Annotated in this window: 17 protein-coding genes and 4 pseudogenes; 4 read left to right on the forward strand and 17 right to left on the reverse strand. The window is 54.8% G+C overall.

Annotation, left to right across the window (positions count from 1 at the left end; all coding sequences use genetic code 11):
• Positions 1–154: 154 nt before the first annotated feature.
• The 5 genes and pseudogenes from BBOU_RS00910 to BBOU_RS09545 form a co-directional block, all read right to left on the reverse strand.
• Positions 155–2665 (reverse strand): zinc ribbon domain-containing protein, encoded by a 2511-nt coding sequence (locus BBOU_RS00910; RefSeq protein WP_026503527.1) that lies wholly within the window; start codon positions 2663–2665, stop codon positions 155–157.
• Between the two features lie 456 nt (positions 2666–3121).
• A pseudogene (locus BBOU_RS09540) lies at positions 3122–3187 on the reverse strand (zinc-ribbon domain-containing protein); the annotation flags it as partial.
• Positions 3188–3310: 123 nt separating this feature from the next.
• Entirely contained in the window at positions 3311–4108 is a 798-nt protein-coding gene (locus BBOU_RS00915; RefSeq protein WP_026503526.1) for a serine hydrolase, read from the reverse strand.
• Between the two features lie 249 nt (positions 4109–4357).
• Positions 4358–5284: a serine hydrolase gene (locus tag BBOU_RS08975; RefSeq protein WP_026503525.1), complete on the reverse strand. Its 927-nt coding sequence runs from the start codon at positions 5282–5284 to the stop codon at positions 4358–4360.
• A 252-nt stretch (positions 5285–5536) separates the two neighbouring features.
• Positions 5537–5728: pseudogene (locus BBOU_RS09545) on the reverse strand (double zinc ribbon domain-containing protein); the annotation flags it as partial.
• Between the two features lie 474 nt (positions 5729–6202).
• Between BBOU_RS09545 and BBOU_RS00925 the strand changes: the two are divergent.
• Positions 6203–7240: a hypothetical protein gene (locus tag BBOU_RS00925; RefSeq protein WP_026503524.1), complete on the forward strand. Its 1038-nt coding sequence runs from the start codon at positions 6203–6205 to the stop codon at positions 7238–7240.
• A gap of 340 nt (positions 7241–7580) precedes the next feature.
• Here the strand turns inward: BBOU_RS00925 and BBOU_RS09525 are convergent, their stop codons facing one another.
• The 9 genes from BBOU_RS09525 to atzF all read right to left on the reverse strand — a co-directional run bounded on the left by BBOU_RS09525 (position 7581) and on the right by atzF (position 16637).
• Positions 7581–7751: a hypothetical protein gene (locus BBOU_RS09525; RefSeq protein WP_338010544.1), complete on the reverse strand. Its 171-nt coding sequence runs from the start codon at positions 7749–7751 to the stop codon at positions 7581–7583.
• Between the two features lie 426 nt (positions 7752–8177).
• On the reverse strand, positions 8178–8861 hold the full coding sequence (biuH, locus tag BBOU_RS00935) for a biuret amidohydrolase (protein ID WP_026503523.1): 684 nt from the start codon (positions 8859–8861) through the stop codon (positions 8178–8180).
• 11 nt (positions 8862–8872) lie between these two features.
• Positions 8873–9472: an isochorismatase family protein gene (locus BBOU_RS09550; protein WP_026503522.1), complete on the reverse strand. Its 600-nt coding sequence runs from the start codon at positions 9470–9472 to the stop codon at positions 8873–8875.
• Complete coding sequence (locus tag BBOU_RS00945) at positions 9472–10635, reverse strand: BMP family ABC transporter substrate-binding protein (protein WP_156098059.1); 1164 nt, start codon at positions 10633–10635, stop codon at positions 9472–9474. The genes BBOU_RS09550 and BBOU_RS00945 overlap by 1 nt, the downstream gene beginning before the upstream one ends.
• A gap of 16 nt (positions 10636–10651) precedes the next feature.
• The gene (locus BBOU_RS00950; RefSeq protein ID WP_033490661.1) at positions 10652–11548 is read right to left on the reverse strand and encodes an ABC transporter permease; all 897 of its coding nucleotides are present in this window, start codon (positions 11546–11548) and stop codon (positions 10652–10654) included.
• Positions 11545–12600, reverse strand: coding sequence for an ABC transporter permease (locus tag BBOU_RS00955; RefSeq protein ID WP_051616914.1), 1056 nt, complete (start codon positions 12598–12600; stop codon positions 11545–11547). The genes BBOU_RS00950 and BBOU_RS00955 overlap by 4 nt, the downstream gene beginning before the upstream one ends.
• Complete coding sequence (locus BBOU_RS00960; protein WP_051616913.1) at positions 12569–14122, reverse strand: ABC transporter ATP-binding protein; 1554 nt, start codon at positions 14120–14122, stop codon at positions 12569–12571. The genes BBOU_RS00955 and BBOU_RS00960 overlap by 32 nt, the downstream gene beginning before the upstream one ends.
• Positions 14123–14124: 2 nt before the next feature.
• A complete protein-coding gene (locus BBOU_RS00965) occupies positions 14125–14841 on the reverse strand; it encodes a GntR family transcriptional regulator (protein WP_026503520.1) in 717 nt (238 codons plus the stop codon).
• 23 nt (positions 14842–14864) lie between these two features.
• Positions 14865–16637, reverse strand: coding sequence for an allophanate hydrolase (atzF, locus tag BBOU_RS00970; protein WP_081815585.1), 1773 nt, complete (start codon positions 16635–16637; stop codon positions 14865–14867).
• 171 nt (positions 16638–16808) lie between these two features.
• Between atzF and BBOU_RS09555 the strand changes: the two genes are divergently transcribed.
• Positions 16809–17639, forward strand: a complete 831-nt coding sequence (locus BBOU_RS09555) for an alpha/beta fold hydrolase (RefSeq protein ID WP_369126143.1) — start codon at positions 16809–16811, stop codon at positions 17637–17639.
• Here the strand turns inward: BBOU_RS09555 and BBOU_RS00975 are convergent.
• Genes BBOU_RS00975 through BBOU_RS00985 form a run of 3 tightly spaced genes read right to left on the reverse strand, consistent with a single transcriptional unit; the run spans position 17584 to position 23237 of the window.
• Positions 17584–19683 (reverse strand): AIPR family protein, encoded by a 2100-nt coding sequence (locus BBOU_RS00975; RefSeq protein WP_026503518.1) that lies wholly within the window; start codon positions 19681–19683, stop codon positions 17584–17586. The two genes, BBOU_RS09555 and BBOU_RS00975, sit on opposite strands and share 56 nt — an antisense overlap.
• On the reverse strand, positions 19673–20641 hold the full coding sequence (locus BBOU_RS08745) for a PD-(D/E)XK motif protein (RefSeq protein WP_051616911.1): 969 nt from the start codon (positions 20639–20641) through the stop codon (positions 19673–19675). The genes BBOU_RS00975 and BBOU_RS08745 overlap by 11 nt, the downstream gene beginning before the upstream one ends.
• The gene (locus tag BBOU_RS00985) at positions 20634–23237 is read right to left on the reverse strand and encodes a Z1 domain-containing protein (protein WP_051616910.1); all 2604 of its coding nucleotides are present in this window, start codon (positions 23235–23237) and stop codon (positions 20634–20636) included. The genes BBOU_RS08745 and BBOU_RS00985 overlap by 8 nt, the downstream gene beginning before the upstream one ends.
• Before the next feature lie 220 nt (positions 23238–23457).
• Between BBOU_RS00985 and BBOU_RS00990 the strand changes: the two are divergent.
• Both BBOU_RS00990 and BBOU_RS00995 read left to right on the forward strand, forming a co-directional pair.
• Positions 23458–23964: pseudogene (locus tag BBOU_RS00990) on the forward strand (helix-turn-helix domain-containing protein); the annotation flags it as partial.
• Between the two features lie 14 nt (positions 23965–23978).
• Positions 23979–24469: pseudogene (locus tag BBOU_RS00995) on the forward strand (IS3 family transposase); the annotation flags it as partial.
• Positions 24470–24492 lie beyond the last annotated feature (23 nt).

The following is a 24492-nucleotide window of genomic DNA, read 5'->3' on the forward strand; positions in this document are numbered from 1 at the left end:
AAACACCCACACCACACCCAACAACACCCAACACACGCCAACACAACACAACCGTCCAGCACAATTGCAAGATCCCGGTCAGAGCATTACGCTCTGACCGGGATCTTGGGCTGGCGATCATCAGCGGGATTCACAGCCCCCGGTACGGTGCCGATCAGTCTCCAAATGAGACTTCAGGCTTACCATCATCCACGGTTACCGTACCTGACAGGGAGAATGAATAATCTTGAGTCTGCGGAGTCCAGGTGTTTTCATCAAACCAATCCTGTTCCTCATACGTCAAGGTCGCTTTGCCGTCTCCGTAATCGGTACGGAAACTGATTCCGCTTGCAGTGATGCCGATGTCTTGCTTGCTGACGGTCGGGAACTTGGTAACAGTCCAAGACATATTACGTTTGCTATCGGTATTGTAAATATGCTCATTCAGCACGCATGCTTTGGAAGAGGCATCATTGACTTTGCCGCATTTTCCCATCTTCGTCTTGATTGCATCATTGATCGCGGATACCAGCTTGTCTGTCGCTTTGACATCGAGTTGCGCTTCGACCGCGGATTTCGATGAACCACCCGTCACGTATTTCGTCACTGCAGAAGCAGTGAGATACTCACTCTTCGGCAGCGAAACCGTGTATGTACCCGGATACACCGTGAACATGAGCGCACCCGAACTTGAATTCGGGTCGGCGTTGCGCTTGGAAACCTTGACGTTGTTCACCAGGACGGTATCAGCAGCGCCGGAATCCTCGACGACAATCGTGGACAGCAGCGGCTTGGACACCACCCACTTGGGGAAGAACAGCATGGTATTGCCATCCTTGCGCAGCGTGAGCGTATCTTTGGTTGTCGTTCCATGGACGGAATACTCGATTTGAGCTACCGCTTCGGAACCATTGGCAGACACCGAATCGATTTTCGGAGACGACAACGCATTCTTGCCGTTGGCCGACACGGCAGAAGTCAACAAGGCGCGCCTGTTCGTGTCGATACCCGGGTCAACGGTTTTCGACGCGGCATCATAATCGCCGGAAGACAGTTGGCTCAAATACGCGTTGGCAGCGTTCTTCGGGTTGAACACCGTCGAGGAAAGCACGCCGATCGCCACAGCCACCACAACAAGAGCGCCAACAGCAATACCGGCAATCACCATCGCCTTTTTCGCGTTCGGAGACATTGGTTGTGCGGCGGCAGCGCCAGGAACACCCGGTGCAGTTGGATTCGCGGGAGCAGCCATGGGAACAGCCGCTTGGAAAACCTGCGACCCGTTGGCGGCGTTACCGTTCTGCCCGTTACCGTTCGGCGCAATGGAAGCCACAGACGAAGGCACAGACGGTGAAGCGCCGCCAGAAACAGCGGCTGCCGGCATAGATGGGTTGGACGAACGCTGGTTCATCGCACGGTTGTATTCCAGCACCTCTTTCGGCGTTGGCTGCACCGTGCCGCCAACAACGAATTTCCACAGCTTGGGAACCGAGACGATAACGGACTGGCCGAAGGTGAGAGCGACAACCTCGACGAGGAAAGACCAGAGCGCCACGATCAGGCAGGACCACATTGCGGGCATGGCGAACACGGAATGTCCTTGTGCGGTACCTCCAACGGACAACGCGGCGAACGCATATACCAGCCAAAACAGTCCCGCAGTCAGCGGCGCTTTCCACGCATGCTGCCATCCGGCGTAGGCTGGATCATACATATTCCGAGCAGCTTCACGAAGGCCGAGATACAGCGTGGCAACGACGACCACAAGCACATACAACCAGAACCATCCAAGTCCGCCACTCACCGAAGCAAACTCACCGGAACTTCCGAGAAGCCCAACGCTTGCTCCGGCAGCCTCACCGTATACGGCGATCGCGCCAAGCGAACCGAAACTGAACAAGAATCCGGCAATCATGGGCAGTATCGCCGGGAAGAGAAGTATCGATACGGCTTCACCGGAACGGATCGCCACGTAAGCATACAGCACGAGCGCAATAACGAACGCGAGGATACCGAACACGAGCAGTGTTTCGATAACAGTACGCACGAAACCGCGGGCGCGATGGAACCACAAGTGCAAGGCGGTGAATACGTTCGACGCGTCAGGCGTGATTTGCGCGAGAGCATAACCGATAAGTGCACCGCCTCCGGCGAACAGGAAAGCCATGAAGAAAGTGCGGACGCTTGTTCCGCTGACTGTAATCGTGGAAATCTGTATGCGACCAATCAGGCCAAGGATTTCGTAAACGATGCCTGCGGCAACGCCGACGACTGCGGATGACGCGACTCCCATCCATCGCAGGTGGATGGTGTTTTTCCGGCCAAGCAAGTATACGCCGAAGGCCGTGCCCAGGAGGAGGGCGAATCCGGATAATCCTGCGCCCAACCATGCTGATCCGGTCGATGAAGATGAGAAGAATCCGTCACCTTGGTAGGTGATGGAGAAACCGCCTGCGACGCCTTGGACCATGAAGAAAATGATGGATTGCAGGATGTTCATGTCACGGGTGTTGCCGAACAGATTGTCGGGTGAGAGCGACCCGAAAGCATTGAAAGTATCAGTAATCTGATCAAGCACTGACGAAGATACTGCGAGCGCGAGGATTGCAGTGATGACTGAGGTCACGAATGCGGCGCCGACACCGATACCGAGTCCGGCTCCGCCGCTGCGCGCGAGGTTTTCCATGTCGATGGGTTGCACTGGTTGCTGTATGTATTGCGGTGGCGCTTGTGGAACGACTGGTTGAGCGGATGGCGGCTGAGGCATTGTCGGCGTTGAGGAACCGGATGCATTGAACTGTTGCATCGGGTTCGCAATCCCGGGCGTTGGCAGTTCTACCGTAGGCTGGGATGATGCCGGCATTGCGGGCGCGGGACTATGCAACGGCTGCGTCGCAACCGGCGTCGGATGGTGCGGCTGCGGCAGGGGCGGCATGCCCATAATCGGTTGTGGTATCGCCGGTGCGGTTGCTGGCGTTGCCTGGTTCGGCATTACGTCAGACATGGCGACTGACGACGTGGGCGTAGGCGCAGGTGCTTGCGGGACTGCCGGCGCGGGAACCGGCTGGTGCGGTGTATCCGCACCTGACACCGATTGTGTCATAGTTGGCTGGACGGCATGCTCTTGGTGGTGTGCCAACGGTTTGCCGCATTGATTGCAGAATTTGGCACCTTCAGCGACGACATTGCCGCATTGAGGGCAGTACATGGGTATCCTTTCTTCTCCCTGCTTTTCGTCGAATCGTCACGATGAAAAGCCTGCGTGTCTTCACACGTCAGGATACTTACGACAGCAGAAAATCCATCACATCAATATTATTGTTATGATTCGCTACTGCAATATCGCCCATGTACTTGCGGAGATATCACGGATGTTAGCTTGTGCGGTACTTGAGGAGTTGATGTCTTCACTCATGACTGCGATGACATAGTCGCCTCGACCGGGTTGGGAGCCGGTGATATGTTGGCCGTCGTCCGACGCGAATACCATGGCGGAATCGTTCTCAACTCCAGGACTTTCGCCCGTCTTGTTCGCGACGCTGATTTGCGAAGGCAAGCCCGCCGGGATTTTGCTACGGCGTTGCTGGCCGAGCATCAAGTCAATCATCCGCTGGCTGTATTGCGCGGAAACCAGCTGTCCGCGGCAGGCGGCGGCGAGGAAACGTCCTTGGTCGTCCACGGAAGTCTGCTTGCCGGTATTGCCGGTCAGGTCGCCCATCCGCTGGTTCAAATGCGATTGAGCGAACCCATACTGTTTGGCGATGGTATTGACGGTATCATACCCGGCTTGGGTATCCCCTCCTCCAAGCTCATCGACCAAGGTGTTCGTCGCCTCATTGGAACTCACGGTAATCATCTGCGTGAGCAGATGATCGACTTCGGCGGTGTCAGGAAATGTCCCGTCATGTATGCGCTGGAATACGGCGAGCATGACCATAAGCTTGATCACACTTGCCGAATATTGCTGATGGTTGTTGATACTGATCGCCGCGCCAGTTGGCAGATCCTCAACGTACACCTGCCAATGGCCGTCATACCCTGAGATTTTCTGCTGCAATTGGTCGGATAGCGAGTCAAGCGTCTGCTGTCTGTCACGTTTGGCCAGTTCCTGCGGGTTGGCGGTATTCAAAGGAGTTGACTTGGATTGCGGCTGTCGAGCACGTGCAGACGTTGCAGGTGAGGAAGACCTGCGGGCATTGTGACGGGAGGATACGGACTGCGTTTGATCGATCCGATGCATCGCGTTGGCATGCATGACCGTCGCGGACACCGCTGCCGCCATGCCAATCAAGGCGACACCCACGATAACAGCGACAATACTTAAGATACGCCGGCGAGACCTAGAACGGACAGTCGTCGAATGCCGAGCCACAGAAACTCACTTTCCGGAAACAAACATCTTCTGCCACACCTGTTTGAGCACATTCGATGTCAGAGATGCCGCCTGCTCCTTGGCCTGGCCTTCAGTGAGCACCACCACGACGACTTTCTTCGAACCATTGGAAACCACCATGTAGTAATCGTAGGCGTCACCGACGCCCATGCCGCGATGTGCATGCACCGTTGCGCCGTCAGGTACAACAACACCATCCGATGCCACGTTATAGTTCAGTAGGCCATCCTCACCCTTGGTGATGAGCTGCGTCAACATTTTCGCGGCATCATCCGAGGATGTCGTGTTGTCATAACCGTTTTCGGAAGCATTCACGTCACCATAGAGGTGCCCGAAGCGAGTTTCGTCGTAATCATGGGCATTGAGCCAGCTGTTGAGCATATCCATACCGCCATCGCGGTCGATGAGCTCGTTCGCCTTGCCGTTGTCCATGGAGGACAACACCGACTGGTACCCGCCGGCCGGGCTTCCCCCGACCACATCGTAATACGCGAGCCACGGCGGCAAGTACAGCCCTGCTGCGCTCATCGAATACGAGGCGTTGTCCGACGAATAGCTTTTCAAATTGTCGCTCGTCATCACCGATACAGCCGCACTACCAGACCCACTGTTATACGTGTCGACGATGGCGTCCATCACCTGCTTGTCCAGAACGCGGGACGCGGTGTCAGATGAAGCGGATCCGCTAGCCTTTGCAGCTGGGGATTTCTCGGGTTTCTTCCCGGCGTTCTTCTTCTTGTCGCTGTTCGCGGTTGCACTCGACGTTACAGTCGCCGTCTGGGGCTGTGAATCCTTGGAATTATTGGATCGCCAGACCAGCACACCGGAAATCACCAGCGCGATGGCAACGACAACAGCGACGATAATCAGCACGAAACGACGATTCTTGGCTTCCGTGTTGGTACTTGACATAGCGGCCGGATCGTCGGGATCCGCAGAGACCGGTGTCGGTGCGGCTGGGCTTGGGGGCGTAAGCACTGGAATCTGGATAGGCTGAGTCGGCGACGCAGGTGCCGGCACAGAAGACGTAGTCGCACCGCCGGCAATCGGCGCCGGCGCAGACGGTAACGGCACCGCAGACATAGGGAAAGCCGACATCACCGACGTCTGAGCCGCATCCTGATCAGACGACCGTGTTACAGTACCCGGATCGGCGTCAAGCGGTTTGCCGCACGCGGTGCAAAACCGTGATGACAGTTCATTGACAGCACCGCACGAAGAACATACGCGAACGTTCGTTTCCCCGGACGGTTGAGGAATCGATACCTCGCTTTGTGTAAGACTGCTCCCGCAACCGGTGCAGAACTTATCGTCGTCTTCATTCCACCGGCCGCAGATCATGCAGTGCTTCATCATCAATCCCTTGTTCTCAGTCTCCTCGTCTTGCACATGCCGCAGCAAAACGAACTTGAATGCCACAAGTGTATACCGGCGTACCAACACCCAGCGCGTATCCAAGACACCGATCCGTGATTGCGACACGCCGCCATCACAAGTGCCGTCACTTGAACCAGCACGCTTCAAACGCCATACGACCCCCAGCCGGCATCATCGATACACACATACGGTATCCTTGTCCTTATCGTCAGGCGAACAGCCTGCGACCATATGGGGACGCTCCATACACGATGAATGGCCAGGGGGATTTTTATGTACTGCTCACAATGCGGTCTGCACCAAGAAGACAACAACCAGGCGCACGCGTGCAATCGTTGCGGGATGCGCATGATGACACCAAGCATGACGGGCATGCCGAACGATTCAGAACATGCCGGCAGCCCACCGGCATCAACACCAGCGGCACCATCTCGCATAACATCACTGCGTTCAATGGTGAAACAATGCTCGCAAAACAAGGGGATCATCATCACGGTCATCTGCGCATGCCTGCTGCTGGCAGCCTACAGCTGCTATGCACTGCTCGCACACACCGTATTCGCGCCACGCGTCATCGCAGACGAGTATCTGACGGCAATCGCGAAAGGTGATTACGCGACAGCCACTGAACTTGGCAAACCGAACCTCACAACATCACAACAAATCCTGCTTTCCAACCGTGCCGCGAAATCACAGTCAGCGCGCATATCAGAACCACGCGTCACATCCATGACCCGCGAATCGGACGGAACATACACCATAGGAATCTCGTATGAACTGAACCGGAAAACCTACGACGATAGCATCGCCATAGCACGATCCGGGTCACAATACCTGCTGTTCAACAAATGGACCATCATCCGCCCTCTACTCAAACAGCTGACGTTCAACGCGCCGACCGCACACGACAACTTTGTAGTCAACGACGTTCACGTATCAACACACCACGCGGAAATCACCAGCTACGTCGACGATAGCCGAACGATGGCGTTCACCGCCTACCCCGGCACCTACACAGTCAAAGCCGACACCGGCAAATACTTCAACACGAACGAACTCACCATCCACCTCAACGCCGACGGCGCCCCATTCGACCGATATATCGAAATCAAACCGAACGGGGAACTGAAAACCGCCATCGCACAAACCCTGCACAACGAGCTGAACGAATGCGCAACCATGAAAACACTACGCAAAGATGGATGCCCATTCGGTTACACACCCATATTCCTCTCAGGAGAAGAACCCGCCATCACCAATATCAGCTGGGCCATGGAAAGCTACCCGACCATCGACGACCTTCAGCTCAACGGCACCTACAGCACCCGTTACGACGGCAGAGTCAAACGCGTCTTCGAAGCGCCAGACGACTTCAACAAAGACATCAGACGCATCTGGACAGATTATGAAACCTTCTCCGTCGACGGAACATACACCATCGACGGGGACAAGATACGGCTTCATATGGATTCGTATGGGTCGTATTATTAGGTGACAGGAGTGGAGGGAGTGGTTGTTTCCACCAGAGTGCGGCGGTATCAAAGTCCACAGTGACCGGTGTGCCTCCGAATGGTCGGCTCCTCATCGAGCGTGACCAGCGCGTAAGTACGTGGATGCGAGATAAAATCCTGAATCAGCGACCATTGACGGCGTGAGACACCGATTCGTTCATCAGGACGAACCATCAGGACCAGCGCCGCGGGACGCAGCTCTTCCAATCGTGCACGTGCTACAGCATGGCATTCCTCGTCATCCAGCCATATCAACGGTGATGGGTCATTCTGCCGCCGCTCGAACCGCAGACGAGAGCATATTTGTTCAAATTTGCCGGTCAGTCGCCCTTCTCCCGTCGCTGGGTCATACTACTGGATGGTGTGTGCTCGAGCGTGTAATCCCAGCCCAACACGGGGTCAAGAATCCGATCGCAATACGGTTGCCAAGTGGTCAACCAATTCACTTCCGCCACGCCATCGACGGCGAGCGCATGGATTGCGTTTGCCAATTCGCGCGACCAGTGGATGCGAAAATGGCCTACAGGTACGTTCACTACGCGGTTGCCCGTCAGCTGGAACGCACGCTCCTCGCTGTACAGGATTGCTCACGGGTCGTCGGGTTTCAACCAGCCGGTATGACCGACACCGCCACGACGTTGAATCTTGTCATCAGGGAACGCGTTCAGTACACCATCGAAATCGGCGTAGATGACTGGACGATTCATGGTGGTTCCACTTCCCCCCCCGTCTTAGTTCCATGCGTGTCGACATGATACAACATGAGTGGCTCCGAGCATAGGTTGCACTATCGCGACAGCAATACATATTGCAATTGAAATCAGCATACGTACGTTCCGTACGACGTGCACAGAGCATCATTGCGGGTGCATCTGTCTTGAGCTTCATTAGACCAAAGCAGATGCACCCGCGACCTGCTAGTTCTCCAACACCTTGAGGAGGCTTTCGGAATCGGAGACCGCACCGAAGACTCCCCCTTGCATGGTCACCATTTTCAAAGCGGCCTCATGGTTCCCTTTGTCGGTCGCTCCGGTGCAGTCGCTGAGAATCAGGCATTCATATCCTCGGTCGTTTGCTTCACGCATCGTGGTATGGACACATACGTCTGTCGTAATACCCGTGAAAATCAGGTGCGTAATTCCGGCGACCCGGAGAATGATATCAAGATCCGTCGCATAAAACGAACCTTTGCCGGGTTTGTCGATGATGACTTCACCTGGCATTGGCGCAAGTTCAGGTATGATATCCCAGCCTTTCTCGCCCCGTACCAAGATTCGTCCAAGCGGGCCTTCGCTGCCGATTTCGGCGCCGATTTGCTTTGACCTCCATCTCTTGTTCGCGGGCAGATCGGAGAGATCAGGTCGGTGCCCTTCTCTCGTGAAGATAATCTTCATCCCGAGTTTTCGCGCCGCCGCGAGAACTCGCTTCGTTGGCTCAATGCCTGCACGGGTAAGTGAGATATCGTATCCCATGGCATCCACGTAACCATTCGGTCCGCAGAAATCGGCTTGCCAGTCGATGAGCATGAGCGCGGTCTTAGACGGGTCTATTTCGCCGTCGAACGGCCAATTGTATGGGTTTGCTTGTACTTGTTGCAACATGGTTTTCCTTTCTAGCAATTACAGAATGTCTTGGAGAAATCTGTGCTTGTCGAGACCGCTCCGAATATTCCTCCGGACATCTCGATTTGACTGATTGTGTTTTTCTTGCTCTGCGGGTTAAGGCAGAAGGAAATGTCATGGAAGGCTACGCATTCCATGCCACGGTCATTTGCTTCCCTCATGGTCGAATGCACTGATGTCTCGAACCATGTACCACATAGGCCGATGAGCCGACGGTGACTCCTATTTAGCACGTCCTCAAGTGGACTTGAGTAAAACGCGTCAATCCCACAGGATTGAATATGGATGTCTGCATCCGTAAACCGCTCACCTGCAGAAAGCGCAAACTTGTCATTTGTCCGCCATGGGACGCCTGTTATTCGCGGATCGGAACAAGCCACTTCGACAACAAGGGCGCCTGCCTGTCGCACGGTATTTGCGAAGTCTCGCACCTGGTTTCTGCCATTTTGCGTGATTCGTCCAGAATCTTGGTTCGCAACCATCGCGCTGGTGACAACCAGTGCAAAGTCTCGCATGTCAAACAGCCCGTTCCACGGCCATCTATATGGCGTTGATTGCATTGTGGGCATTGATTTCCCTCCAATCAGCATCAGTCGCTTGTTGAAGGCAATGTGCCCACAACGCCTTTGACAAGACAGCTGAAATTGTTGACATCCTCATAAGTAGCGACTTCTCCAGCCTTCACCAGTTCAGTCCCGTCCTGGCAGTAAATCGGACCGGTGAAGACGCTCGCGCCTTTCTCGGAAAGTTTTTTCTGCTCTGTTTTGATGGCGGAACGAGTTCCACTGTCCACAGATGATCCGAATGATGCGAGTTCCAAAGGATTGTCACCGTTTGCGAATGTGCCAATCCAGTTGGCGTTGTACTTCGATCCCTTGAACTTACCCTGTTTGATTGTCGTAACGATGCTTTTCATCACAGGCGTCCAATTCCAGGCGGATCCTGTTAGCCATGACGAGCCGGCAAGTTCGGAAGCGTCATAGTGGTAGCCAACCACTTTCGCATTCTTGGCTTTAGCGGTTTGAATGACCGTTGTCTGACAATCCTGATGCTGACTGAACACATCAACCCCTTGAGCAGACAAAGCGTTTACCGCTTCCTTCTGCTTTACCGGATCACACCAGCTAGACGTGTTGACAAGATAGGTCTTCGCGTCAGGATTGGTCATAGCTGCGCCAAGCTGGAATGCATCGATGTTCGCAATGCTCTGGGCAATCGGGAATGCATATACGAAACCAAGCTTGTTGGTCTTCGTGGCTTTTCCTGCCGCCATACCTCCGAGAGCAACCGGCTCATATGCGGCACCCCAGTATGTTCCAAAATTGGCAGGGAACGTTCCATCCTGATATCCACCTTGATGGAGGACGGTAATATCAGGATGTTTCTTCGCGAAAGCCAGCGCGTACTTGAAGTACCCGTAACTTGTGGCGAAGATGATTGTCGCTCCTTGATCGGCCATCTGTTGCATGGTATCGGTGACTGCGTTCGTTTCCGGGATTTGCTCGGCGGTGATGACCGATACGCCACTCATCTTCTTGAGGTTGGCAGCCGCATCTGCAACCGCCTCATTGTAGCCGGAATCGTGTGAAGACCCGGTCATAATGACACCGACTGTAGTCGATGAACCGCTTGTTGAACCACTTGGTGCAGGAGCGTTGCACCCGGATGCGAACAGACATCCGGCTGCAAGTATCGATGCAAGCACCAATTTCATTCGTTTTTCATGATTGTTCCTCTCTGATTTATTGGACATGTTTTGGTTTGTGGTGTCACATCGACAACGAGTCTGCCAGGCCTTCCGGCTGTCTCGAGTTGGTACGCGATGCCAGAATCAATGCGACAAGTGTGATGATGTATGGCAAGGAATCAAGCAGATATTGGTTTACGGCAATCCCTTGCGCTTGAAGGACTGAGGCTGCGGATATCGACATTCCGAACAGGTAGGATCCCAATGCGGTCAGTGACACACGCCATCCGGAGAACGCCACAATAGCGACGACTATGAAACCATAGCCATTGGTCATGTCGGATGCCCAGTTTCCTACTTGTCCGATGGACAAGTACGCCCCGCCCACTCCTGACAGCAACCCACCGGCAAGGACTGCAGCGAATTGCACGAGCGACGACCGGTGACCTGACACATCGACAACTGCGCGCCTTTCGCCTGTACCGCGTATGATGAGGCCTGTCTTGGTCTTGTACAATAACCAAGCTGTGGCTGCTATTGCCACGTAACCGAAATATACAACGACATCATGCTGGAAAAAGATATTGCCAAAGAACGGGATTGAAGACAACCCCGGGATGTCTATCTGTCTGAGCTGATGTATCGCTTGCCCGTTATAAGAGTTACCGATTACAGATGTGATACCCAGCGACAGGAACCAGCAAATCAGACCAGTGGCGAGCTGATTGGCGCGCGCGAACACCACAGCCGAAGCGAACACCGCAGCAACGAGCATGCCGGCAAAGGCGCCCGCAAGGAACCCGAACGCGTAGTTCCCCGTCGTTTTCGCAACGATGAATGCGGTTAAAGCTCCCGCAAGCATCGACCCTTCGACGCTGAGATTCGTGATTCCGGCACGTTCCGTGACAAGTTCTCCAAATGACGGAAGCAGAAGAACCGTGCCGACGGCGATACCGCCCGCAAGAATTATCTCAATCATGATGCCCTCCCCGTTTTCCGCGAAATGACGACGATTGCCAGACAAGTAACACCGAGCAATACGTAGGATGCATTCCCGTCCAGCCCGGCACGCAACTGCAACGGATTACTGCCGACAAGCACAGCGGCTGCGACAATCGAATACATGACGCCTTTCCATATACTGGTTCCTGCAATGAAAGCGGCAAGGAATGCGATGAAACCGAATGTCGTCGTCAGCCCAGGCCGAAGTTGGCCTTCCGCCCCGAGAACATTCAATGCGCCACCAAGACCTGCGAGCGCCCCACCGAGAAGCATTGCACTATGCGCATATCTCGATACGGACAACCCACCTCTGAATGCCGCCACGGGGTTGCTTCCCACTACGCGTGCCGCAAAGCCCCATCGGGATTTATTGAGTAGCGCCCATACCGCCATCGCTATCACTATGACGATAATGAAGGCGATTGGCAGGCCAGCTACCGTTGTAATTCGCAAGTCCGCTGCAATTGGCTTGGACTGCGGTTGGCCGGAACCGTCCGGATCCTTCCATGGAGAGTACAGAAGATACAGCATGATGTCTGCAGCGATGAAGTTTGCAAGCAATGTGCTCACTGTTTCTGGAGCATGGAACGCTGTCTTCAGTACGGCGCAGAGGTAACCCCATGCCCCTCCTGCAAGAGCGCCCGACAGGAGGACGATGATAATCCCGATGATTCCAACGCCCGCATCGCCCATCGATACCGCAACTCCCGTGCCTGCAACAGCACCGATTATCAATTGTCCTTCGCCGCCTACATTGACAAGACCGGATCGCGCCGGGACTATTACCGCAAGAGCAGCGCATATCAACGGCACGGATCTGGTCATTGTTTGCGTCAAGAAGTTCGGATTGGCCAATACACCGTAGTAGAGTGCGGCGTAAAGCCCTTCCAGGCTTGTCCCCTGGGCCAATGCGAAGGCTACGAAGCATCCGAGTGCGATACAGATGGATATGAGCGGGATTACAACGGATGCGACAATACGAGTATGACGTTTTTTATCATTCAACGTGCTCACCTGCCCTTGCTTCATGTTGCTCAGTTTCTTCTTCTGCCATAAGTCTTCCGATGCTCGAACGCGTCATTTCGCTGCCCGATAGACAGCCACGAATACGTCCATTGCCGAGCACTATCACCCTGTCCGACATCTCCAGAATCTCGTCGATATCCTCACTGATCAGGACCACGGCGCATCCTCTCTCACGTACTGCAAGCAACGCCCGTCTGGTATCGGCAGTAGTTCCTACGTCGAGTCCGCGGGTCGGATATGACGCGATGATGCATTTTTCAGCCAATGCGATGGCAAATGACAATATGACACGTTGGATATTGCCCCCGGACAATTGCGAAAGAATGCGATTCGATGGCGGGATACGTAGCCCTACTTCAGCCGCATGCTTCTGGATGCGCTTCCCCGCACCTGAAACGTCATAACCTCGGGCGTGCGGATTGGTGGCATGCTCCCAAAGAGCGACGTGCGACGCGATATCCAGTCCGGGAACCACCATCTGCCGGATAGGGTCTGAGGGAATGCATGTTATCCCTTTCGATGCGAAACCGCCGGCATCAGCACCTGACTCGCCTTTGTCGGCAAGTACAATATCCCCGCTCTCCGGCCTTGCATATCCGGACAGAACATCGGCAAGTTCCTCTTGCCCGTTTCCTGAGATTCCAGCGATACCAAGGACCTCTCCTGGATACACGCGAAGCGAGACATCGGCCAGGCCGATTGTTCCGTCAGGCCGTTGAACGTTGATTTTTGCAAGCTCCAAAATGGGCCTGGCTTGGTAATTGGCGCGGCTATCCCTGTGCTCGGATGAAACGGAATGCCCCACCATCGCTTCAATGAGTTCCTCGTCGCTGATTGATGAAACCGGGACATCGTCCATGACAACCTTGCCTTTTCTCAGGACAGTTACGTTATCTGCGATTTCCCGGACTTCCCGCATCTTATGCGTGATGATGATAATTGCAGTTCCTGCTTGCTGAAGCCTACGGATGACTGCAAACAACGATTCGACTTCGTCGGGAGTAAGCACACTGGTCGGTTCGTCCAAAATCAGAATCTTTGCTCCTTGAAGGAGGACTTTGAGCAATTCGACACGTTGCCATTCGCCGATGGACAAGTCGTCCACTGTCGCCATGGGATCGACTTCCAACTTCCACCGTGCAGAAATCTCACTGATGCGCGTAACGATCTGTTCCTTCTCGAGCAAGGCGGGCGTATCTGGCAAGAACAAAGCGATGTTCTCCCAAACCTTCAATGCCGGAATCAGGCGCATATCTTGGAACACCAAGCCAATACCGAGTTGTCTTGCAACAGACGGAGACGAGATGTCCACTGTGTTACCATCCACTGATATCCTGCCTGAATCAGGATGGTATACGCCATAGAGCATCTTCACCAAAGTGCTCTTTCCTGCCCCGTTTTCACCGAGCAGGGCATGAATCTCACCATGTTTGACGTGGAAATTGACATCATCATTCGCGCGAATCGTCCCGAAGGAAATTGACAGCCCCTTGACGTCAAGCGCGGGTACATCTGAATTGCCCATGTCTAGTCCTCCTCCGTATCGGCATGGACATCATCAGATAGCACATTCATCATCTGACGCAATGCGGAGCTCGCTCGCATCTCGACGACCTGCATCGACTTAATGATGTGCCGCTCGATCTTATCTTGGGCCTCGTCAAGGTTTCCAGCAATCACGCTTTCAAGGATGGACAGGTGGGTGTTGATGGTCCAATCAATTCTGTCTTCGGTGATGAAGTCGTACATGCGGACACTGCGAATCCTCAGATTCACGTTTTGAAGCACATCTCCCATAACTTGGTTGCCTGCAGCCCGAAGCAATGACTCATGAAAGTCCTCGTCTCTGACAACAAACCCGGGATCTGGGACGATGTGCTCGCTGCGCATCGTTTCCCATTTCGCTTTTATGTCCTGCAACGCGTCCACATCGTACGCGGATTTTGTGATACCGCGGAAGATACCATGCTTTTCCAACAGGATGCGCAGTTCATATAACTCGGCAATATCAGAAAAATCAGGTTGTGAAACGTAATATCCACTGTTGACTTTTCGTATAAGGCCGTCGTTTGCGAGTCTTGCCAACGCTTCCCTGATTGGTGTCCGGGACATCCCGATCTGTTTGCCGATACTCGCCTCAGCAAGCCGCGTATATGGGGAATAGTCGCCGGACATTATCTTCTGTCTCATGACGATATACGCTTTGTCCGCCAATGTATTCTGCTGTCTGATGTTGTCATCCATGATGTTCCTCGATTCAGTCTGTGTTACGCAGTTGCCAAAGGGGCTCGTGAAACAGAAGACTTATACTCACGCCATCCGGAATAGCTACTGATATCCTCAGATTCCTCAAACACCATTGCGTCTGCACTAAAGCCAACAACTGTATTGCCATTTAACAGGTCAACCGGACCAAGGGTCATCGGATGCGGGAGCGATTCAAGCAGATGAGTCATGGACTGTACCGGCATCCGCCACAGTTCTCCTTGAATCGACCGACCTACTCTGCCGGCAGCCTTGCGGACAATGGTTGGCTTCGCAGGATTCGTATCAAGTCGAACGAGCGAATACGACGGGGCGGTTACGACTTCACCTTCGAAACGTGCACCTAAATCGGTCAATTGTCGGTTCAGCGAAAGGCCTCGCATATGCTCTCCCACGACAAACAGGTCCGTGCCGATATTGTCCGGTACAGGTTCAGGATCAGTCGCAGAATAGTCGACAACGACATCGACTCTTTCGGCGAAATCGATGAGTGCGTAGTCGTGGAAAGCCTCACCCAGCAGTGTGATACCCACAAAGGAATCTACGCCAGCCGGCACCGCAACAGCTGAGAAATCGAGAAGATTGACGAAGTTTGTAAATCTTCCCAGATCGCTGTTCACAGAAACCGGATTTGCTTCGACTTGTGCGATGCTGGGATGACGGGTGGTTGTAGGAAGAACCAGGATATCCCCGCCACTCATGACTCGCCGTGCAGCAAGCTTCGCTCTCTTAAGTCGTTCCTGATCATTCACGAAGTCCGCAGCCGTAAGCTCACCCGCATCAAGCACAATTCTTCTTACTGTCTCGTCTTCACCGGCAGTCGGATTGAACTCCTCGGCATATCTATCCCCGATAGATGCGAAACGTTCAGCAACCAAAGCCCCGCCATAGAGCAACTTCGCTGCCTCAAGGAGCACATTGACATCGACATGACGTACCTGGTATCCCAATGACTCAAAGCGCCGGATTTCATTATCGAAAGCTGAACGCCAGCGTGGGTCAATGCCTTCGATATTCTTTGCGAGAGGCGCGAGAAGAACAGGGCCGGCAGATGCAGCGAGGGGAGCTGACGAAGAGAACGCGCGCGCATGCGAATCTTTCCCATCAGGACCTGCCATTACGGAAAGCGCACGCTGTCCCAAACTCAAATCCCGACAGAACACCGACACCACGTCGTATGACGGGCACGCCGGAGTCACTCCCGTGACCGGAATCATACCCACCGTCGGTTTTATGCCATAGATTCGGTTGAATGCCGCGGGGACCCTTCCCGAACCGGCGGTGTCAGTTCCGAGGGCGATATCAGCCACCCCCGATGCCACAGCCACTGATGACCCCGAGCTCGACCCTCCAGAAACCAAAGATGGATCGTCTACACATCCAACTGCGCCATACGGGCTTCGCGTGCCAACAAGACCAGTGGCGAACTGATCCATGTTTGTTTTTCCGAGAATAATCGCACCAGCTTCACGAAGTCTTGACACACACGTTGCATCGTGTTGTGGAACATGAGCAGTCCATGGTGCCGCACAGGTCGTAGGCAATCCCTCGACATCGATATTGTCCTTTACAGCGACAGTCACACCTGCGAGGGGAAGATTCTCACCGCTTTCAAGCTTGTCGATAACATCAAAAGCCTGTCTGCGTATCGAGTCCGCATCCAGGATAGAGATCCACACATGCGGTGTCGGATTCGCAAGAAGAGCAATCGTCCGTTCAATGTGTTCTGTGATGTCCGTTGCCGTATTCAGAACGGTATACCGTTTTGTATTCATAAGCTGAATGTTATGAGGTCGATTGTTACTATCGCGTCACAACGCAGCGACAACGGTGTTTCCGAGGCAACATATTCGCAACTTCTCAACAGCACAGTAGAGCGAAAGCCATTCCCTCACGAACCCGAATACGCATGATGAAAGGAAACCCGCATGAATTCGACAGATATAATGACTTCCCTAGGAATCGTACTCATCCACGGCGCAGCAACAACACCTCGCATCTGGCGGCTAGTATCGACTCAACTGGCAAAGCGTCTACCAGGAGTGAATATTACGATACCGGAACGCAACTCATCGGGTGACCTTGATACTGAAATCGAAAACCTATGGAGCAAATGCTCCGGCCAAATTGCGGTAGGAGTAAGCGGAGGCGCGACGCTGGCATGGGAACTCTGTGCCCGCGGATGTCCACTTGCGGGAGCTGTAATCCATGAGCCCGCCGCCGGTTCACTGGTGCCAGGACTTCTGTCATATCCGGGATCAGCGTGGACAGGATGGCGCAATAAACACAACGAAACGGCGACAAGTAGCGAATGGCAGCAATGGTGCAGGAGTGCGGCGGAAGTATTCGGACACCGGTTATATGGGAATAGCTGGACACCCGAGGAGCTTCCACGCAATTCGGAAGCGGTGCTACGCGACTATCTCATGTTTTCCCAATTCGAGCCAAGAAAACCGGTGCGCTCCAACACCACTTTGACCATAGGTGCTTTGTCGCCAAAACTCCGATATGATGTCTCCGCATGCTTCTTCGAACATTTTGGTGTTTCTTCAATCGTCATACCAGATGCAAGCCATTGTGTACAACTCGAGAACCCAGCGGGATTCGCGGAAACGATAGCCGAGGTATATAGAGCGGCAACAAATGCAAATAATGCCGGTACAACATCACATTTTCATCTTGGACTCACTGAACACCCACATTGTGAAGAGACCCGACGCCTCACGACGTCGTCACCATGTGGAACGGGCACCCTTCGTTCTCAATGCGATGCATGAGTCCTACGATGACGGCGCATTGCTTTTCCGTCGGGATCTTGGACGGCATCGACGCGGCAACGTGAACGCAACCACGTTCTTTTTCGGTGCCTTCACCCTCGGTGACAAGCCATTTCTCGACTTTCTCCCAGAACTCTGGTTTCTGGTTGACCACGACGCGTTGGTTTTCAATCTCGTTGTCATCTCGTTGCACGCGTCCGCTTTCGCGTTCGCGCGACCGTTCAGCATCCGGCGAAATCAGTTCCGAGAGCCATGCATCGTTCCAGTCGACATGGAGGGAACGGACTTTGTCCCAGCAACGTTGTTTCTTCGCCCATTCGCTGATGTTCCGATACCCTTGCGCGGGATTCATCAGGACAGGGTTGACCGCGTCTGCCGCCTGGCAGATTGCCTCGCGCCAAGGTTCGTCAAGTTGCTGCTCGTTCCATATCCGTTCGAAATCGACCCGTTTGCCCATGTTCCGGACGGAGTTGCCGATGAGGCCTATCGACAGGACGACGAGGGGTGCCCGGTAGCCACCCGCCTCATACCATGGCCGCTGCGGTATCAGGGACTCCGCCGTGTTGAAGACGATTTTCTTGGCGATGAGGCTATGGAAGAAATATTCGTTGAATTGCGTGTTGTCTTCAGCCCACCGGTCGGTCAGGACTTTCGCGTATTCGACGAAGTTCTTCTGCGCCCCGAGATTGACCCAGTAGGCGTCATCTTCCCATACCCGAAGGTATTTCGCCAGATCCGTCTTTGTGAATTTCTGGTTTTTCGGGTATTGCAGGAGGAATTTCTTCTTCTCTCCGGGCGTGAGGTATGCTTGCGCATCGCCGTACTGGCCTCGCGCACGCTCATAGAACCATTTGGTCTGGATGAACGTCCCTTCCTTGGCCGGCGCGAGCAACCTTTGCGACAATGCCTGGATACGGGTGTGGAATGGATGATTCGAGAACAGGTCGGCTTCGGACACCTTGTTCTGGGTGTTGGCGAACCGCGATATCTGGGGGACGAGTTCCTCCACGTCGGACGGCTGGATCACGTTCAGCTTCATCTGGACGAACACCTTGCTTAAGTCGCAGCCTGCACGGTATGCAGCGTAGATCGATGCCGTGGTCTGTCCACCGTTGACGATCTGCAGGTTGTCCATGGACAGGATGTAGTTGCCGTCCTCGCTAATCCGCACAGCCTCCGCAGTCGTGGTCAGCCCGTTGTTGAACGAGAAGAACAGCTCAGGCTCATGCTCGAGTGTCCCCTTGATGCCCTTGTTGACTTTCGACCGGGCCTGGAGGAACACACGGACGTTCTGCTCGAGCAGACGCGCACCCCACCGGTCATAGATCCGGGCCAGATCCTCACCCGGCATCACCGCAAGATAGACGGGATTCGGGGAATCGGGCGAACTCGCGAGAAGCGCACGCAAGGGGTGCAGCCCGTCTTGCGTGAAGTCGACTCTGAGTACCTCGCGTTCCTTCGTAGAATGAGACAGGGCGAGCAGGCGCCTGAGATCCCACACGCTGTAAGCGACCTGACGATTTTGGAAAGCAATGGCGTGTTTCCCGTCGACCCTGCTGCTGAGTTTCTTGTTGGTGATCAGGTACAGGCGTATCTTGGTGATCCTGCTCCACCGGGTAGCGATGAGATCGGCGAGCTCGTATTCGCTGCTCGTGTGCTCGAGTGCCGAACGCCAGTCAGGTTTCAGCGCGTTATTGACGAATGTCAACAGCTTGTTGAACGCCGACCCCATCTCACGCTGGGTCAGGGTGACCACGTCCGGCTCCTGGACGAACTCCGAGATAATCAGCCCCAATGTCAACGGCTCGTCCTCTTCGACCGCGCTGTCCATCGGATCGCCGCAATAGCCGTCCACGCGGACCCGGACATTGTTCGCCGGCTGATAGTTGACATACACGGCGTCATCGAACTCGCCTGCGTCGATGAGGTCATCCGTCACCATATGGAAGAAGACGCTCTCCTTGTACTCGCCCGCTTCCGCTTCCGCGCAAACGTTCTGGAACAGTTCCTGCGCGTACTGCCCCAGTTCGGTGTCATCGGCCATTGATGTCCTCCAGTTCCTCAACCAAGGTATGCTCGTCTATCCTGTATTCCCCGCAATGTGAAAGATCCACCCGGTAGGTAACGTCGGATACGGCGGGGTCGAGCGTGTCCGACGTGATGCGAGGAAATCCCTCCACGATGCGATAGACGCTGGGCGTTCCCACGACCCACCTCGTGTCGTATCCGTCAGGCCCGGCGTAACCGATCTGCGCCAGTTTGAGATCGAATTTCATTCCATCGATTGGTGATTCGAATCTCCTTCTGGTGTCCTCGACATACTCCGGCAACGTCATACCGGCATCAGGCGACGGCACCACACCCATGGCATACAGGTAGAGATGCTCTCCGGCGCCAACCGCGAGTTGGTTCTCCGAGGAAATCGTCACCTTCGGAGTACCTGCCCCACGGTTGGTCTTCACCTCGATGGCGCTGGCTCCGAGCGTGAAGTCATGCACCCCGTGTTCGGGACCGGTCCATGCGGCAAGCGCGTTGGACGGCCCGCAATATGGGATGACAATCCTGTCCAGGCATCGAAGCTCTCCGATGAGGCCTTTCTGGGCTTCGGAGCTTAGCGTTTGGTGCTCGCCTCTGAAGAGAATACCCCAGCGCTGGAGGCGCAGGATGAAAGCACGTCTTGCGTGGACGGGCTGCACCTTGTCAAGCTGCTCGACGATGTCCTCACATACTGCAAGGAAGGCATCACGCATGCTTGGATCCGCAAGCTCGATGATGATCGAATGCTCCGCCCTGTTCTCACCGATGCGGATACCCCGGAAAGAAGGAGTCATAATCGCCGTGGATTCATCGGGGGAATATTCCAGCATCAGCCCGACTTCCCCGTTTTTCAACGTCCAGAACTCGGAGACGCCCGCATCCTCGTGCGCGGTCGGAATCCTCCTGGCGAACAGGTGGGCGCTGGAGCCGCCGGTCATGCCGGCCCATGGATCACAATCAGTCATCGGGCCTCGCCTCTTCCGATTCGTCTTCGTAGCTTTGCTGCTGGCGGTACAGGACATCGTTGATCATATACCCGGGTTCGGGCTTGAGGCCTTTCCTCGGGAACCCGATGCTCCATCCGACGGTATATTCGGTATGATTAGCCGAAGGCCATATCTCCTGCTTCTCGCCGGCAATCGGATTCCACCTGTCATATGCACCGGGTTTGAAAGCCAGCGCAAGCGGATGCAACACGAGAATCGGGTTCGTCGCCACATACAGATAGTCCGCACTCGAGAAATTCTTGCCAGGCTTCTTCTCACTGGCGATCCGTTCAGCGCGCGCCGATTCCTCGGGCGATAGCATCACTTTCTCGACACCACGACTCGCAAGCATCCGACGCGAGACGATGAAACAATCCTTGGTCGTTCCCTCTCCCGGTTTTCTCAGTTCCCGAATCAATGAATGTACGTCAAATTCAAACCTTCTTGCCTGTGACGCTTCGCCGGAAGCCACATACACGTACCACCGGTCACAACCAAGATCGTCGAGCTTCTCGATATGACGTATCGCTGGAGCCGGTACGGAAGTCTGAGATTGGGAGGAGTTATGGTACTTGCTGAGGTAGTTAATTATCAGGCTGCTCGGTACGTCACGGTAGAGGATACCGTTCCTCCGTTCCCACGTATACCCCCCGACGTCCAAACGCTTGAGGAGAGCATGAGCCCGACTCTCGTTGTATTCGAGTTCCTCTGGGCTTCGGTCGAAAGCCGTGACTTGGATTGCCTTCCCATCCAGGTCTGCGGATTTCTCACCTTCCCTGCCCGCACCCTGTTTGTTTCGAGCAGTGACCATCAAGGTATCGGGATACGTTCGGATGGCCAGCCCGTACTGATCCGGAGTGGAATGCGCCGTACACATACGTCTGACTTCATCGATAAGATCCTGGGTCGCCCGAGCCACGAACGAATACCATTCTTCGGACTGCTCGGTCATCCAGATACGGCAATACTGCTCGTAACCGATACGGTATCCGAACCAGCGTGCCATCTGCATCAGCGTATCGTATGCTTTCGCGTTACGGGCATAATACGACACCATCAGGCCTTCAAGGGTCAATCCTCTGGAAAGACGGTATCCGCCGATCGCTATCACGCGTTGAGTCGCATGGGTATAGTCAAGGGCATCCGAAGAATTCGAATTGATCTCGACGACATGCATCGGGGCGACTGTTTTATACAACGCGGATTGTATTGCCTGCCAATCGTATTTCCCGTCCGCGTATTCTTCCTCCCAAGTATCATGCAGGTCGCGCAGCAACGGGGATACGTTCAACGCCATGGCTTCGGGAAGGCCCGCGAAAGATTTGACCGCATGGACCAGTTCTCCGAGATAATCTTTCACCAGGAATCGTGTGGAGCGCTGAATCGAGTTGTATGGGGAAAGGTTCACCATCATGCTCATGTGCTCGTCCCCGTCACCGTCGAGGACACGCGAAGCACAAGCCACGATGAATGTCCTGATTGCGTCCCTGAGGCTGTCCGGCAACTCATCAAGGGTGTCCCCGCTCCGGTAGTTGACCAGATTCCCCTTGGTGTTGACTTTCATCGGTGGGTCATTGATGAAGCGGAGATACTTCGGTTTGGGATCCGTGGCATCGGCGAATACCTTCTCCGCGCCGAAATACTCCCCGGACTGTTCGAGAGTGTAGATGAAACTCCGCGGGAAGATATCCTCGCCTTTCTCGTCATCGTGCGAGGTTGAGTCGATTAGGACGTTCGCGAACGGGGTCGCGGTATACCCTACGTAACAGCTCTTGTGGAAAATACCGAGGATGTCTCTGATCTGCCCGTTGATCCGGGAGATTTCGTCCTTGCTATAGCTGACATTGATTGAAGCATTGTCCGCCTCATCATCGATGAGCAACAGCGAATCGTTCTGCCCGCAGTTCTGTTTCAACCACAAGGTGATTGCCCGCAGCGAATTGACATTCTTCTTCAGAACGAAGACTATTGGTTCTTTAACATGGCCTGATTTCAAGCCGCTGAGTGTTTTCTCGGCAGTCTTGTTGAAATCCTGCACCCGGGACGTGCCTGCCACAGGGAATCGTTTTGAACCAAGACCGACACCTACTTGTTTTCCTGTGGTCTTGTCAAACCCGATGAAGCCGTCCTCGATACGTTCCTGCGTCTGATTGCGCAGCACGTTGTAGATTCCGGCGAGCACGATGATGATATCGTAACCCGCATCGGCGGCTTTTGCCATAAGACCGATATAGTTCGCTGTCTTGCCTGACTGCACCGAGGCGACGACAAGCCCCCTCTTATCGAAATCATCCTCGCGCAGGGGGTTAGCCATCCTATCGAGAATTTCATCCGTATCGTGATCCAAGGAATGGATAGTCTCGGGACTCCATTGTTTCGTGGTTTGCAGGTAATCCTTATACCTTGGCCAATAGAACCAACGGATATCATTCCTTCGGTCATTAAGCCAAGGCTTCCATGCTTCTTCCTGATACGCAAATCCACGAGGGTGCGCGAATTGCTCTTTGGTTTCGTATTCATCAACAAGGTCTTCAATAAACTTGTTTTCATCCGGAATCGGCACTCCATCGGTCATGTGAAGAACCTTCGCGGCGTCATACCATCGCGAGAAAGTAATTCGGATGAATTCCTCAGTCACCTTCTCTGGATCCGATTGCGCTACGTCTGCGATTTGCTTATTTGCATGTCCGTAAACGAACCCAGCCAACTCCTTCTGATTGTTCATCGTTGAACCGCACCCCGATTGTTGGACTGAAGAAATTCAGATTCGATGATTGGAGGTGCGGTTCTTTCGTATGCATGAGGATCGAAGGAGACGTTATGACGACGGGTTCCGGCGCGAGGCGCTGGAGCTCATCAAGTCCGGAGCCGGCAAGGACACGCTCGCCAGAAGGCTTGCCATACCGGTGTATACCGCGAGAAACTGGATCAGGCTGTACAGGTCCAACGGCGAGGAGGCGGTCATGGGAGGCGGCGGCAGCAGACGCTACGACTGGGAGACGAAGGTCGCCGCGGCGCGCGACCACGTCGAGAACGGTCTGACCAAGACGGAGGCCATGGCCAGATACGGGATCGTGAGCATCGCGCCGTTGGAGCGCTGGTGCCGCGAATACCGGGCGGGCGGTCCGGAGGCGCTCAGGCCGAAACCCAAGGGACGGCCGAAGGGCGCGAGATCCAGACCGAAACCCAAGCCGACGCGCGAGCAGGAGCTCGCCGAACAGGTCGCGTACCTGAAGGCGAAGGTCGCGTACCTGGAAAAACTCCGGGCCCTGCGGGCGTCCAAGTCACGCGGCGCGAGCGAAGCGCCGTCGTCCGACTGCTCGCAGGGCGGGGACACCGGCTCGACCACTCCTCGAGATAGCCGGGCTGCCGCGATCCACGTACTTCTATCATCTGGCCCATCCCGCGCGGACGACGCGCCCGGACCTCGAACCGTTGGTGCGCGAGATCTGGGGGCGGACGGCCAACGGGTGCGGCCACCGGCAGGTGCGCATGTGCCTGGTCCACGAGTTCGGCCAGAGCGTGTCCGCCAAGAGCGTGCTCAGGGTCATGCGGCGCATGGGATTGAGATGCGCCATCCGTTCCAGGAACCCGTGGAGACGCTACAGCTCGTACAGGGGCGAGACGGGCGGCCACGTGCATAACCTGCTCAAACGCGATTTCACGGCCGACAGGCCGTTCTCCAAGCTCGGCACCGACGTCACCGAGTTCAAGGTCGCCGGCTCCAAGGCGTACCTCGCTCCCGTGTACGACATGGCCAGCAAGGAGATCGTGGCCTGGGACGTGAGCCGGCGTCCCGACATGGCCTGTATTTTGTCAAGTTGATTTGT

The organism is Bifidobacterium boum (assembly GCF_000741535.1).
Lineage (GTDB): Bacteria > Actinomycetota > Actinomycetes > Actinomycetales > Bifidobacteriaceae > Bifidobacterium > Bifidobacterium boum.